Here is a 15677-nt window from a genome sequence, read left to right on the forward strand (position 1 = left end):
AGCTATTTATAAAAATGCTTTGTCAACAGGCTCCCAAAGCTCTATTTTATTCCCTTCAGGATCTACAATCCATCCAAATTTTCCATATTCATATTCCTCTACCTTATCAATAACAGTTACACCTTCATTTTTAAGAGTTTCAAGAAGTTCAGTTAAGTTTTCCACCCTGAAATTCATCATAAATTCTTTTTCACTGGGAGCAAAATAGGCAGTGTCATCTTTAAAAGGGCTCCATTGAGTCGAGCAATCATTACCTTGTTTATCTTTCCACCAGAATGTACAACCATAGTCATCGGTATTAAAACCAAGATGATCTCTATACCATTCTTTTGTTTTTTTTGGATCGGCTGTCTTAAAAAATATCCCTCCTATTCCTGTTACTCGTTTCATAGTTATATTGTTATTTGTTTTTTACTTTAGATTCATACATAGTAATCCATTCCTGTGGAGTCATTTTGGTTGCTAATTCTCCGATCAATTTCATCGGAATCTGATCTATTTTTTTGAAACGGATGCAACTTTTACCCATATCTAATTTTGTTTTTACATATTTGGGGTATTCGCCAACAAACCAGTTCATTAATTCGGGATTTGCATAAATGCCGCTATGATAGACCGCTATAAAGTTCTTTTGAGAAGCAATATTCATGAATGGTAATGGTAACTTAGGATCGCAATGATATCCATCGGGGTATAGTTGATGAGGCACAACATAACCAATCATTTTATAACTGATCACTTCAGAAAAACCTTTAGGAAGATTTTCTTTAATCACCTTCCTAAGATTTTGCATGACCTCTTTTCTTTCTTCAGGAATAAGATCGATATATTCATCAGGTGTTTTGGCTTCGTATTGCATGTGTTTTGATTTTTTTAGTTACTTCTCGTAGGTTTACGTTGAAGAATAAGTGCAGAGATTAATGAAATGATAAATCCAACAATCATGACGGTAGCAAACATAAGAAAGAAGTTCATAAATATGTTAGAGAATAATTCTTTTTGAGATTCTAACTCTGCTAGTTTTATTTTAAATTCGGCTTCTGGCAGAGAAGTTTTCATTTGTTCGACATAGTGCGCATAATATTCTGCCATAAAATCTGGATTGATATACTTTACATAAATCACATCTAGTATTCCAAATGCTAAGGCAGCAATTAAAGTAATAAGTACACCAATCAATAAAGCTCTTCCAAAAGCTACTATGCCATTATTTTCTTTATCTCGATAATGTTTTATACCAAAAAACACAAAGAGTAAGGACACGACCATACCCAAATAGCCTATTACTTCTTGGATAGAATAATCCAAACCTTGCCCTAAAAACCATCCTGCAAGTGCTAAAGCGCAAATAGAAATGGCACTTCGTATTCCGTAGCGAATAATTATGTTTTTCATTTTAATATGTAGTTAAATGTTTGATTCAAAAGTAGATCCGAATCTTAAAAAAACACTCATACTAAAGTATGAAATTCATACTATATACCTGGTATAAGGTATTTTAATATGGTATGATTTTAAGCTCTTTAGCTTTTTGTATAGCCTGTGTTCTTCGTTTAGCATCCAATTTTACTAATACATTAGAAACATGAGTTTTTATAGTGCTTTCTGAAACAAAAAGCTTTTCAGCAATTTCTTTATTGGATAATCCAGAAGCTATTTCACATAATACTTCATATTCTCGTTTACTTAAACCAAGAGTTTCGATTTTTTTATGATCTATCTCCTGAGGTTTAAGTTTTTCTTTGTGTAAGACTCTTCTGTTTATAAGTATACCAATAACAAAGAAGATAATAGCAATAATGGCAATTATGGTTTCTACAGAAGAATTTCCTGTAATAATACTGTATTTGCTTAACTGAAATAGTGCTAGCAATGCGATTACAAGAGCGGTAAAAATAAAAATAGTTTTCCTCACTTTATAAATGTAATAAAACTGAAATTGAGTTGAAGTATTTTTAAACAATCTCTAGGAAAGAAAATCAATTTCTTGTCTAAGGTTTTCTTTGGCCCGGAGTTCGAATTTATGATAAAAATAATCGGTTTTAAAAATAGCAGGCATAGTAATGAAGTGATTTAAAACTTTGATTCGCCCTTTATTATACATGAAATCAGGATAGTACTTATATTCTTTACGTACATTTTTAAAATAGACCTGATAATTTTCCCAATCGCTACCTAATATAGAAAGGTCAGCATCGGTAAAGTAGTTGATATCACTATTTTTAGAAATATTATGTCCTTTGGTGGCTAAGATGATTTCTTTGCAGAGGAGACTTCGATGTTTATCAATTGACAAAGCATGTAGTATTTCTACTGCCTTCTTAGCACTTTGTGCTTCATTATCCTGTTTTAACGCATTGTAGATATAATCATGATAAAACAAAGCAAATATAACCATGTCCCAGTCTTTGATTTCGTTTTTGACTTCAGTCAGGTTATGATAAAGATGTTCGAGATGAGAGAGATTATGATAGTGTCTGTTCCTTTTATTATGGTACTTTACAACATCACTCCATAAGGATTTGATATAATCAACATCCTTTGTGTAGTTGGATAGTAATGTTATAAATACTTCTTTTAACAAAATTCAGTTTTGATTTTATCTACTATGGTTTGTGCTAATTTCTCTTTGGATTCAACAGTCCAACCGGCGACATGAGGACTTAGGATTATATTATCCATTTTTAACAATGCAGAAAAAGCATCTGGCATCTCGACAGAGCCTTTGCTGAGCGAAGACGAAGTGCTTGATGTAACATCTTTTTTTGAAGTAAATAAATTTTCAAAAGAAGATTTTTCATATTCTAAAACATCTAATCCAGCTCCCAATACCTTTCCTTCTTCTATACTTTTAACCAGATCTTCGGTCACTACACTTTTTCCTCGAGCGGTATTGATAAGCCAAAATGGTTTTTTGAATTTGTTGATGAATGTTTTATTAATCATTCCAATAGTCTTTGGAGTTTCTGGAGTATGTAGACTTAAAACATCAGTCTTTTCAAAAAGCTCTTGTAGTTCTACTTGCATTGCATTACTATCCTCTACATCGTCTAGAATGTCATAACAAATAACTTCTACATTAAATCCACGTAGCTTTTTGGCAAAGGCTCTACCCATATTTCCATATCCAATAATACCGATTGTTTTTCCATCTAATTCGATACCTCGATGTTTTTCACGTAACCATTGTCCGTTTCGTACACTTTGATCAGCAATATTCATTTTGTTGAATAGCGACAAAATCATACCTAATGCATGCTCACCAACAGCATTACGATTCCCTTCTGGAGCATTAAATAGTTTGATTCCTCGTTCCTGAGCGTATTGGATATCGATGTTTTCAAGACCAGCGCCAACACGACCAATAAATTTTAAGTTTTCTGCCTTATTTAAAAATGTTTTATCGATGGCAAAACGACTACGAATAATGATACCCTCATAAAGAGATATATTATCTTCAATTTCTGTTTTAGTCGATGTATAATCTTCATCATTTTCAAAACCAGCTGCCGCAAGTTGATTTAATAGTAAAGGATGATTAGTATCCAAGTGAAGGATTTTCATATCTATGGTATTGACATCAAAAATAAGGATTAAACCTCAATTTGTATATTAAAAATACCTCAAATCAAATGGTAATAATTACGTAGGGCTACTAATATTATAAGATATATCCTATATGTACTTTTGTGCACATAAACTGATTGAAAAACAGCATATTTAACAGTATTAATTTTTGTTAAAGAAAAGTTAATAAGTACTTTTGCAGCTTTAAAAAACAAACCCTTATACATATGATTAAAAAATTACTTACCGGAATAATTTTTATATTTTTTTCTACTACAGCATTTTCACAGTTCTTTACTTCTGATGTGATTGTGCAAGGTTCGATGCAAATTGGAGGTAGTGCTCAAAATGGGCACAATTTTGGCTTCAATACTTTTGTCATGAGTGAGGATAACCTTAGAATGTATTTTGATGATACCTCAGGAAGCGCTTCTTTTCCATCAAATGATTGGCGTTTTACTTTTAATGATAGTGGTAATGGTGGTAGCAATTACTTTTCAATAGATGATGCTACCGGGGGGAAAGTACCTTTTAGAATAGATGCAGGAGCACCTAACAATGCTTTGCGTATCGCAGATGATGGAAATATTGGTATAGGAACCAATGACCCAGGAAGCATCGAACTTAATATTTTAGATAATGACACTCCTACGATACGTTTGGCGCAGAATGGAGGTTTTGGAATTCAATCCTGGGATGTAGCGGGAAATGAAACCAACTTTTTTGTACGAGATGTAACAAATGGGAGTAAATTACCTTTTAAAATTCAACCCAATACACCTACAAATACATTTGCGATAGGTAAGAATGGAAATATTGGCGTCGGTTTTGGGGGAGGATCATTTCCTAATATAAATGCGAATGCCTCTATACATATGAAAGCTACCAACAAAGGGCTTTTAATTAATAGTATGACTACTGCACAACGTACAACGTTTTCTGCTAGTTTGGATGCAGACGAAAATGGAATGATGGTGTATGACAATGAAGAAAACAAATTATACTTATGGAATGGCACGGCATGGGTAACCGATACCGATGCCCAGGATTTGGATCTTACGGATAATACATTGAGCTTAACCAATGATGGAACTACAGTAGATCTTGCCAAATATCTGGATAATACCGATGCTCAAACTATAGATACGTTTCGATTGAACAGTAATGATCTCGAGATATCTCTGGAAAACGATGGTGTAGCTGTTCAAAAGGTTGATCTTTCTGGGTATTTAGACAATACCGATGCTCAGGATCTTGATTTATCAGGAAATACCTTGAGCCTAACTAATGATGGTACAACAGTAGATCTTGCCAAATATTTGGATAACACAGATAGCCAAGAACTTTCATTGACCACAAATACCTTGGGTATTTCTGGAGGAACAAATACTATTGACTTATCAAATTATCTCGATAATACAGATGATCAAACGCTTACACTAAGCAATACTACTTTGAGTATTTCTGGAGGAAATAATATAGATTTATCTGTTTTACAAGATGGCACAGGAACTGATGATCAGACATTAGATTTATCTTTAAATGTGTTAAGCATATCAAATGGGAATGCAGTAGACCTTTCTTCATATGTAAATACCGATAACCAGGATTTAACATCTGCAACGTTAAGCGGCACTGATCTTACTATCAACATCGAAAATGGAAACGCAGTCACCGTAGATTTATCTTCGATATTGACCCCATTGCAAGACGAAAATGAAGCACAACAAACACAAATAGATGACTTGATAAGCCGTCTTGAAGCTTTAGAACAAAGTATAACAAGTCAAGATACTTCGACAAAATCTAATATGCCTGTGTTATATCAAAATATTCCTAACCCATTTAATAGTACCTCTAGGATTAAGTATTACTTACCAGATAGTATTACTAATGCTTCTGTAGTATTTAGTGATATGACAGGTAAGGTGTTTTCTACGATATCATTAAAACAAACTGGTGATGGAGAATTATATATTAATAGTGATGGCTTAGCTAGTGGGACTTATTTCTACACACTATATGTTGGAAGCCAAAAGATAGATACCAAGAAAATGGTTATAGAGTAAACGTCTATCGATATAAGATATTAATATCAAAAATCACCCAATTAATCGGGTGATTTTTGGTTATATATTATTGTGTTCTTTTAATACTCATCTTCATTGTCATCACCGGCATCATCGGTGTTTTGTTCTTGCAAAACAGTTAGAGAATCAGAACTTCTGTTTCCTCCATAAATGGTATTAATTTCAATTTTTTCATCACATTTGTTTATAAAATTTATCTAAATATAAAGAATAAAATAAAGTGCTAATATGTAACCGATTCATCCAGTTATTTTAAATTAGTAAGTTTGTAGTTCATGAGATTATTTATACCCCAAATATCATTAGTTGGTTTGCTAAAACGTTTAGTCTGTAAACATGTGATTGCATTTTTACTTTGTTTAGCTGTTTTTAATGTTTTTTCTCAGAATCATCAAATTAAAAAAGATAGTCTTCAAGTAGAAGAGTTATATGCAAAGGCAATTGAAATAAAAGATACTGATCTTGTAGAGGCAAAGAAAAAGTTTGAAAGCGCGATAGAGATCATTGATAGGAGCTTATTGTCCAAAGATGAATTCTTATTAAAAAAAGCTTCTATATTAGAACAGTTAGCCTATTTTTTGAGAAGAGAAAACAAGTTTGGCCCTGCACTAAAGAACCTTCAGGAAAGCTTAAAAATAAAAAGAAAGATAGGAGAAACATATACCTTGGCATATACATATTCTCAAACAGCTTGGTTATGGCTTTATCAGTCTGAATTTGAAAAAACAAAGGTTAATTTAGATTCGGCGTATGCTCTAAGTAAAAAACACAATAATATAATAGAAACCATAAGGACATTGAGTCGATATGGAATTCTTTATCAGAATACAAAAGAGAATGCTAAGGCAGAACAACATCATCTTCGAGCGATTAAACTTGCAGATTCAATTAATGAAACCAAATCTATCGCGGCTACCAATGCGAATTATGCTTTCTTTTTAAGACGGCAAAAAAAGTATAAAGAAAACATCCCATATCTTGAGAAGTCAGTAGAGATGCATCGAAAAGCAAATAATCAAATAGGATTAGAGTCAGGTTATTTTGCTTTGGGAGTTACCTATAGAGTTTTAGGAATGCCTCATAAAGCAATCGAACTATATAATAAGACTCTTGCTATGTCTAAAGAGCAAAAAAATGAAGCTGTTTTGCATTCTAGATATTTGGGGCTAAGTAATAGTTATGCAGATCTCAAAGATTATGAAAAAGCGTATTCATATCATTTAGAATATACCAAGTGGTGGATAAAAGTCAAAAATGAGAAGAACTATCAAAAGATGGTAGACCTGGAGGCTAAATATAAATATGAACAGCAACTTGCTGTAGATAGCCTCCAATTTGCGCAAGAGAAAAGAGAAGTAGAACTTGTGGCACAATCAGAATCTTCAAAAAAGAAACTATACTTTGCCTTATTACTAGTGACGCTTTTGGGTGCAGTTGTTATTGGTTATTTGATACGTCGTAATTATCAGCAACGTTCAAAAATTGCTAGAGCTATGTATGAGAATGAAAAAAAGATATTAGATCAGGAAATTAAGGGTAAGGAAGAAGATATTAAGCGATTGATCGCTGATAATAGTATGCGTTTGGCTTTTAAAGAAGAACTCTTGGATAAGTTGAAAACTGATATTGAAGGTTCGGACCCTCAAAGCATAAAGCAATCCCTAAATTCATTAACGACCCAATTAAGATTACAAATTGAGACAGAAAGTAAATTATCAGGCCTGCAAGAAAAAATAGATGCTGTAAACAAAAATTTTGATACCAATCTTCAAAAACAATTTTCAGAATTGACCAAAGGAGAACGAGAAGTATGTGCATTGCTACGTCTTGATCTTTCTATCAAAGAAATTATGACGATTCGTAATGTGTCTTCAGATTCAGTAAAATCTATGCGTCGTCGTATTCGCAAAAAAATGAATGTTCCACAGGATATCGAACTCGAAAGTTTTATTCAGGCATTAACATAAATACTCTTCTTTTTTTAATAATAGATCTTTCATGACACCTTTTGACACCGTCATTTACTTGGTGAATGTATACGTTGTAGGTAATATTGCGTAAACCTAAAAACGTAATACTACCATTGTTCGTCATTTCTTTTATCATATTATTTTTGAAAATAACATTGCCGAATGTTCTTTTATGTATTATGCTAGTTATTAATGGCTATCTTATATGGAGCTTTTTACAGCATCGTTCAAAAATACGTAGGGTTGAAGACGAGAACAAAGCTCTTGGTGAACAACTTGCAGTAAAAGAAGAGGAGGTCAAGACATTAATGGCAGATAATAGCATGCGTTTGGCATTTAAAGAAGAATGGCTGACAAAGTTGAAAAACGAAATTTTGACTACGGCAGACGCAAACGAATTAAGGCAATCTCTTAATTCATTAATTGCTCAATTACGACTTCAGATCGATACCGAAAACAAATTAGCTGGCTTGCAAGGAAAAATTGATATCAACAATATTAGCTTCGATACCAAATTACAAGAGTTATATCCAGATTTAACCAAAGGAGAGCGCGAAGTATGTGCATTACTGCGATTAAATCTCTCTATCAAAGAAATCATGACGATTCGTAATGTGTCTTCAGATTCAGTAAAATCTATGCGTCGCCGTATTCGTAAAAAAATGCAAATCCCTTCAGAAGTTGAGTTGGAGAAGTTTATTCAGGAGCTAACTTAAGTAAATCATGTATCTCATATCTTCAATCCCGTGTACACTTCGACAAGCTCATAATACTTCGTCATTCAAATACGTAACCCTATGTATTTTTGTCTAAAACAGAATAATGACACCTTTTGACACCGTTAATATTGCCTTAAAATCAGATGTTTACAGTATTATTGTATCACTATATAATAAACCCCAGAATATGATAAAACAACTACCCTTCGTTTTTGTGTCGCTTTTGTTCACCATTATTTCAAATGCCCAAACCGGGAATCAGACTCTCGGTTCAGCAATAACTCCAAACCAATCTAATGCCAGTAATACACCTTTTCCTTATGACGGCACAGAGACATTTACCCCAGGAGCTTCATTAACCACAGGAGATTGGAATCTTTCTATAGGACCTGGCGCGGGTAGCGCTTTAACAGAATCGTACAGTAATATTTTGATAGGTGGAATGGCAGGAGCACTACTTAATGAAAGTACAAGTTTTCGAGATGCTAATGATAATGTAGTGATTGGTAATTTTGCTGCCGATCAAACCATATATGTTGAAGACAATGTATTTATCGGGAATTATGTGGCAAGAAATGCTACAAACTCTGATAATGTGATTATAGGTCATCGCGCAGGATCAAATCTAACAAGTGGAAGAGATAATACTATTGTTGGAGAAGAAGCTGGACGTAACCTTATCGATGGAGAAGATAATGTACTCATTGGTGAAGATGCCGGGTATGAGTTAACTACAGGTGATGACAATTGTTTTGTAGGAAGTAGAGCTGGAGCAAAAACAACTACAGCTAGTGGCAACACTTTTGTTGGTGGAGAGGTTAAAAGTTTCACACCATCAACTCTGGGTAATGGAGTTGATTATGATTTTAGTACCATTGGTGGAGCAGTAGGTGCATCAAATACGACAGGTGAAGCCAATACGTTTATAGGTTCTGGTGCCGGCCTGGATAATGTTGATGGTTTTGCAAATACTTTTCTAGGGTATGCAGCTGGAGCTAATAGCCAGCATGCAGATGGAAATACATTTATAGGCTATGGTACAGGTTGGGATAATAATAGAACCAATAATAGAAATGATGCCAATAGAAATACCTATATGGGAGTACTTACTGGAGGCACCAATAGAGAAGGATCTGATAATATAGGGATAGGTTGGAAAGCTGATTTTGCAGGAAATGGTGTCAATGGACCCTCAGATAATAAAAATAATAGAAATATATTTTTAGGGAATTCTGTGTCGGTATTTGGAGATGATCAAGTGATTATTGGTCATGCTGCCAGATCTTCAGGAAATCGAGGATCAATCACTATAGGTGCATTGAGTAGTACAGGAGGTTCTTATGCTGCAGCTATCGGATATGATGTAGATGTTACCCAAGCCAATACGATGGCGCTTGGGGGAAGCACTGCTACGAATCGAATGAGTGTGGGAATTGGTACTATAGCAGCAAATCAAAATGCATCACTAGAGCTTGCTGATATAGATAAAGGGTTTTTAGTCAATAGAGTAACCACAGCACAACGTACCACTATGGAAACTGCTGCAGCAAGTGGTAACCCTTTGGCGACTACTGAAGCAGGAATGATAGTGTATGATACTGATCTTTCTTCTTTATTTGTATGGGATGGAACACAATGGGTAAATTCGACCATAGATACCAACACAGATACAGATGATCAAACGATAGATGAATTTCAGTTAAATGGCGATGATCTCGAATTATCCTTATTAGATGATGCAGAGGCTACCAAAACGGTTGATCTTTCAAAATATTTGGATAATACTGACAGCCAGGAGCTTTCATTGGCAACTAATACCTTAAGTATTTCTGGCGGAACAACTACAGTTGATCTTGCAGGATATTTGGATAATACCGATAGTCAAGAACTTTCTTTAGGAACAAATACCTTAAGCATTTCTGGTGGAACAGCCACAATTGATCTTTCAGGATACTTAGATAACACAGATACACAGGATTTGACTTCGGCAAATTTAAACGGGACTAATCTAACGATTGCTATAGAGAATGGCGCTTCAGTATCGGTAGATTTATCACCTGTACTTTCTTCATTAACAACAGATCTTGGTGATGCGCAAAGTGAAATTATTGATTTACAAACCGAAAACACAGCACAACAAGTCCTTATTGATGATTTGATTACTCGAATAGAAGCCTTGGAGAGTGATGTGGTTGGTCAGCTTAATAAAAGTAAAACACCGATTTTATATCAAAATATTCCTAATCCGTTTAATGGTACTTCATCGATCAAATATTATCTACCTACCGGGATTAATAATGCTACGGTTGTGTTTAGTAATTCAGTAGGACAGGTGATATCTACTGTAGCCATAAAACAAAGTGGTGATGGAGAACTAAATATTAATAGTGATGGCCTGGCTGCAGGAACCTATTTCTATACCTTATACATAGGAAGTCGAAAAATCGATACTAAAAAGATGGTGATAGAATAGATTAAATGCTATGTCACATCGAGTGATCCGACCAAGGAGGATTGTATCGAGATGTAATAGGAACAAGATAGTTCAATCAAAGTCCTCGATAGTTCTGCTGAGCCTTGTCGAAGTACAATTTTTCTCCACTATATTATAAAAAACCACTCGGACTGATGAAGTATATACTTCACATAATCACATACGTATCCCTACGTATTTCTTTCTAAAACAGGATAATGACACCTTTTGACACCGTTAAAATTGTCTTAAAAACAAGGCTTTGCCCTATTATTGCAATTGTGTTTAAAACCCCTTTAATATGAAAATAAGATTACTTTATGTGGCTTTTTTATGCTTTAGTTTTTCGACATATGCTCAATATACAGCTATTCCAGATCCTAATTTTGAAACAGCATTAAATGCCTATGACGATATCGCTAATGATAATCAGGTCCCTACTGCAAATATTGCAAGTCTTACTACATTAGATATATCTAATAGTAATATTTCTGACCTAACCGGGATCGAAGATTTTGTATCACTTGAGACACTGCAAGTACATGACAATAACATTTCAACAATAAACCTTAGTACCCTGGTGAACCTGATTACTTTTAGAGCTACAAGAAATCAATTAACTGCTTTAGATGTAAGTAATCAACCCGCATTGGAAAGTCTTATTGTAGATGGAAACCTTATTGAGACATTATCTATAAATTCTACTGTCTTGAAAATCTTACAAATCACTGGAAACGAATTAACAACTTTAGATACTTCGGGATTTCCACTTTTAAGACAATTATTTGTAGGAGGTAATGATGTAGATTCTTTAGATTTAAGTCTAAATCCAGCGCTAGATAGGTTAGAATGCCAAAGAACTAATATTGTTTTTCTAGACCTTTCGATGCTTCCAAATCTTGAAAATGTAAGAGCATTTAACACAAACTTGAAGTTTTTGAATGTAAAAAACGGGAACAATACAACTATCCAACAGTTTGAAGTTCACAACAACCCTGATTTAGAATGTATTGAGGTAGATAATGCAGCAGATGCTAATGCGGGGTTGAATAATTATGCGGGATGGCAAATAGATGCAGCTACCTCTTCTTATGCAAATCAGTGTCTCACCAATGTACCTGATGATAATTTTGAACAGGCATTAATAGATGCGAGATATGACTCGGGACCATTAGATAATTTTGTGCCTACAGTCAATATTGCCAGTTTAGAAACTATAGCCATAGGAGGAATATTGGCTAACAAAGGAATCGTCGATCTAACAGGAATAGAAGATTTTGTATCATTAACACAGCTATCTAGTCAAGGGAATCCTATAACAAACATTGATTTGAGTGGAAATACCAACTTAGGTAGTTTGTTTTTAAGAAACACAGAAATAACAGATTTAGATCTTAGTGCCAATACAAAATTACATACAGTCCGTATAGGATATAATACGCAATTGACTAGCGTTGATTTAAGAGCCAATACATCGTTAACAAGTTTTAATATTAATAATAATCCATTATTAGCTACCATAGATCTTAGTGCCAATACAGCATTGACAAGTTTAAGGATTAACAATAACGCATTATTAGATTTGGATATTAGTGCTAATGTTGGATTAGAAACAATATTCATTACAGATGTTTCATTACCAAGTATTGATCTTAGTACTAATACACTATTAACATGGTTAGATATAGATAACAGCGGGTTAACAAGTCTAGATGTAAGTACCAATGTACTGTTAGAAAAGTTGTATTGTAATAACAATCTATTAACGAGTTTGGATGTAAGTACAAATACACTTTTAGAAGAGTTGGGATTTGAGTTTAACCAACTCTCTGGTATTGATCTAAGTGCCAACGTGAATCTTGCTTATCTCTATGGTAACGATAATTCACTTACAAACCTAGATTTGAGGGCTAATCCTTTAATGGAAGAGTTAATAGTTGATAATAATGAACTTACATTTTTGAATCTCAAAAATGGAAACAACATAAGCACCTTGTCCGATGTAACAGTAGTCAATAACCCTAATTTAAGCTGTATTCAGGTAGATAATGCGACGGCCGCAACTGCTGGAACTGGTAATTATAATGGTTGGATAAAGGATGCTACAGTATCATACAGTGAAATGTGTACAGATTGTGCCGTAGCGGGTACAACTATTTCCTCACAAGCAGAATTAGATGCCTTTATTACTACTTTGGGGAGTTGCAATACAGTGAATGGAAACCTTATTATAAGACAAGCTAACGATGTGACAGATCTTTCTGGTTTAGCAGGTATTGAAGTCATTAATGGCTTTTTAAATATTGGTGATAGTGATATGATAACCAACCTTACAGGATTAGAAAATTTACATACGGTAACCGAAAAAATAGCTGTATTTCGTAATGATGCACTTAATGATATTACCGCACTTTCAGGGATCACAAACCCTGTGAAAAGACTTTTTGTATATGATAATGTGATGTTGACTGATATTTCTACAGTATTGAATTTTACCATAACCGAAGTTGTAAACATACGAGGTTTAACTCTCAATCACGCATTGGTATTTCATAATGTAACAACCTTAACAGGATTGAATTCACCTATTGACAGACCGGGATCGATAACATTTCAAGATCTTATAGTGCCAGGTTCTGGTATTAGCTTTCCCAATCTTACGTATATCGAAAATGTTTTTACGATGAGAAATGTAGAAGCTAATACAACGTCATTTCCTTTATTAACCGAAGTAGGATTAAGTTTCTCAATATCTAATGTAAATAGTACAGTGTTTAATTTTGATTCGATAGAGACCTTGGGCAATTTTTTCCTTGATAGAACTAGTCTTATTGACCTTTCGTCGTTTGCTACAGTAACATCTATTGGAGGGCAGGTTACTATTCAAAATAACCCAAATCTAACCAATCTTGAAGCTTTTAGTAATGTATCTGCTGCTGAAGTGTCCCTTACAGTGGATGGTAATGTTTCTTTAACCAGCTTAAATGGGTTAGAATTTATTTCTGGAACAATTGGATTGATCACTATCGAAAGAAATTCTGTATTAACCAATATTGATGCCTTACAATCGATAACTTCTACACGGTATTTTCGAATTAGAGATAATTTGATCCTTGATAATGTAGATGGATTACAAAATCTTACTGAGACTACAGAAACCGACATGGGAGCGTTTTTACAATCAACCATATCAGGTAATGCGATAACTTCACTAAATCTTACTAGTTTGAGAACAGTTGCAAATCGGTTCAATATTGTAGAGACCGGGGTTACTAATTTTTGTGGATTATATCCTTATGTCACCAATGGTGATGGGCAAACTACTCTTAATCTTACAGGAAGCTCCTTTACAATTTCTGATGTTTTAACTTGTGAAGATGTTTTTAGTTGTCCTTTATATAGCTTGCCTTCAGATAACTTTACCATTGAAGCAGTAAGTGAAACATGCATGGATAAAAATAATGGTATCATCTCGATCAGTGCTACTGAACCATTAAACTATATCGCTACCATTAATGATGAGGTATACACATTTACTTCCAGCATGGTGATTCCTGATTTGGCACCAGACATATACAGTTTTTGTATTGCTGTGGATGGGATTACAGATTGCGAACAATGTTTTGAACTGCTAATTGAAGAAGCAGAGACACTGGAAGGTAAGACAAGCATACAGACTGATGCTGTAGGGAAAAAAGTAGTTGTAGATATTACCTCGGGTACAGCTCCCTATACGGTAACGATCAATGATGAGGTGGTTGGAGCATATAATGTGAATACCTTTTCATTAGATGTTGATCAATCAGGGTTGATAGAAATACATTCTAGCCTTGCTTGTGAAGGAAAACTATCAACCAACATAGAAGGGTTTAATACGATTACTGCATACCCTAATCCCACATCATCTGATGTAGAACTCACGCTTCCATATCGTATAGCAGATAATAGTATTATCGAGATTCATAATGCATTAGGTATGATAGTATCTTCCGGAGTGTATAAGACTACAGCAAATAAAGTAAAAATATCTATGGAAGATATGCCAGTAGGAATCTACTTTGTTCGTATACATGGAGCAACTTCACAACCCCTTAAAATTGTAAAACAATGAGACATTTTTATATAGTAATATTAAGTTCATTATTTCTGTTTTCCTGTAGTGGAGATGATAATACTGTGGTTCAATTGGTAAATAATGTTCCTTCGATACCGAGTTTGGTATTTCCTGCCAATAACTTGGTATGCACCAATTTTAACCTGGAGTTTGATTGGGGAGCTGCTGTTGATAGTGATGGAGATGCATTGAGTTATACGATTGACATTGCCACAGATAGTGGGTTTACTACGATACTATTTACAGCTACTACTACAGAGACAGTCAATACCTTTACTTTAGAAAAAGGAACTACTTATTTTTGGAGAGTAAAAGCAATCGATAGTATGGGTAATGAGAGTAAATATTCAGATGTGCAGACGTTTTTCACAGAGCCAGATGCAGGGGTAAATACGATTCCGAATGCTCCTTTGATCATAAGTCCTTCATTGGGAGAAAGAGTATCAGGGACTAATATCACTTTGGATTGGGATGCTACCGATGAGGATAATGACCCTTTAACCTTTGATCTTTATTTTGGAGATACAAACCCTCCTGTTTTAGTTTCAGAAAACATAAATGTTTCAACATTTGATGTGACTGTATCAGCCAATACTACATACTATTGGAGAGTTGTGGTTAAGGATGACAAACAAGGGACTACCATAGGTCAGATATGGAATTTGAGAACGGAAGTACCTTGATAAATTAACAACATAACGTGAAGTAAGGGATCCGTAACTTTTATCGATGCTAAGAACCACT

At 34.3% G+C, this 15677-nt stretch carries 12 protein-coding genes; 6 read left to right on the forward strand and 6 right to left on the reverse strand.

All coding sequences use genetic code 11. The features are described 5' to 3' along the window. Window positions 1–6: 6 nt before the first annotated feature. From PQF96_RS09170 to PQF96_RS09195, 6 genes are all read right to left on the reverse strand, one after another. Window positions 7–390 (reverse strand): VOC family protein, encoded by a 384-nt coding sequence (locus PQF96_RS09170; protein ID WP_109435861.1) that lies wholly within the window; start codon window positions 388–390, stop codon window positions 7–9. Window positions 391–400: 10 nt separating this feature from the next. Next, window positions 401–859 carry a DUF1801 domain-containing protein gene (locus PQF96_RS09175; protein WP_109435860.1) on the reverse strand — a complete coding sequence of 153 codons (459 nt, stop codon included), beginning with the start codon at window positions 857–859 and terminating at the stop codon, window positions 401–403. Window positions 860–873: 14 nt separating this feature from the next. Beyond that, a complete protein-coding gene (locus PQF96_RS09180; RefSeq protein ID WP_109435859.1) occupies window positions 874–1395 on the reverse strand; it encodes a DUF4199 domain-containing protein in 522 nt (173 codons plus the stop codon). Between the two features lie 103 nt (window positions 1396–1498). Next, window positions 1499–1915: a response regulator transcription factor gene (locus PQF96_RS09185; RefSeq protein ID WP_271765846.1), complete on the reverse strand. Its 417-nt coding sequence runs from the start codon at window positions 1913–1915 to the stop codon at window positions 1499–1501. A 51-nt stretch (window positions 1916–1966) separates the two neighbouring features. Continuing rightward, window positions 1967–2584: an HD domain-containing protein gene (locus PQF96_RS09190; protein ID WP_271765847.1), complete on the reverse strand. Its 618-nt coding sequence runs from the start codon at window positions 2582–2584 to the stop codon at window positions 1967–1969. Further along, complete coding sequence (locus PQF96_RS09195) at window positions 2578–3564, reverse strand: 2-hydroxyacid dehydrogenase (protein ID WP_271765848.1); 987 nt, start codon at window positions 3562–3564, stop codon at window positions 2578–2580. The genes PQF96_RS09190 and PQF96_RS09195 overlap by 7 nt, the downstream gene beginning before the upstream one ends. A gap of 230 nt (window positions 3565–3794) precedes the next feature. On the opposite strand from PQF96_RS09195, the gene PQF96_RS09200 reads away from it, so the two are divergent. From PQF96_RS09200 to PQF96_RS09225, 6 genes are all read left to right on the forward strand, one after another. Further along, on the forward strand, window positions 3795–5636 hold the full coding sequence (locus tag PQF96_RS09200) for a T9SS type A sorting domain-containing protein (protein ID WP_271765849.1): 1842 nt from the start codon (window positions 3795–3797) through the stop codon (window positions 5634–5636). Window positions 5637–5932: 296 nt separating this feature from the next. Then, the gene (locus tag PQF96_RS09205; RefSeq protein WP_271765850.1) at window positions 5933–7624 is read left to right on the forward strand and encodes a tetratricopeptide repeat protein; all 1692 of its coding nucleotides are present in this window, start codon (window positions 5933–5935) and stop codon (window positions 7622–7624) included. A 182-nt stretch (window positions 7625–7806) separates the two neighbouring features. After that, window positions 7807–8343, forward strand: a complete 537-nt coding sequence (locus PQF96_RS09210) for a helix-turn-helix transcriptional regulator (RefSeq protein ID WP_271765851.1) — start codon at window positions 7807–7809, stop codon at window positions 8341–8343. Window positions 8344–8533: 190 nt separating this feature from the next. Next, entirely contained in the window at window positions 8534–10819 is a 2286-nt protein-coding gene (locus PQF96_RS09215; protein ID WP_271765852.1) for a T9SS type A sorting domain-containing protein, read from the forward strand. A 301-nt stretch (window positions 10820–11120) separates the two neighbouring features. Further along, window positions 11121–14930, forward strand: a complete 3810-nt coding sequence (locus PQF96_RS09220) for a T9SS type A sorting domain-containing protein (RefSeq protein WP_271765853.1) — start codon at window positions 11121–11123, stop codon at window positions 14928–14930. After that, entirely contained in the window at window positions 14927–15616 is a 690-nt protein-coding gene (locus tag PQF96_RS09225) for a fibronectin type III domain-containing protein (protein WP_271765854.1), read from the forward strand. The genes PQF96_RS09220 and PQF96_RS09225 overlap by 4 nt, the downstream gene beginning before the upstream one ends. Window positions 15617–15677 lie beyond the last annotated feature (61 nt).

This window comes from Aquimarina algiphila (genome assembly GCF_947494415.1).
GTDB lineage: Bacteria > Bacteroidota > Bacteroidia > Flavobacteriales > Flavobacteriaceae > Aquimarina > Aquimarina algiphila.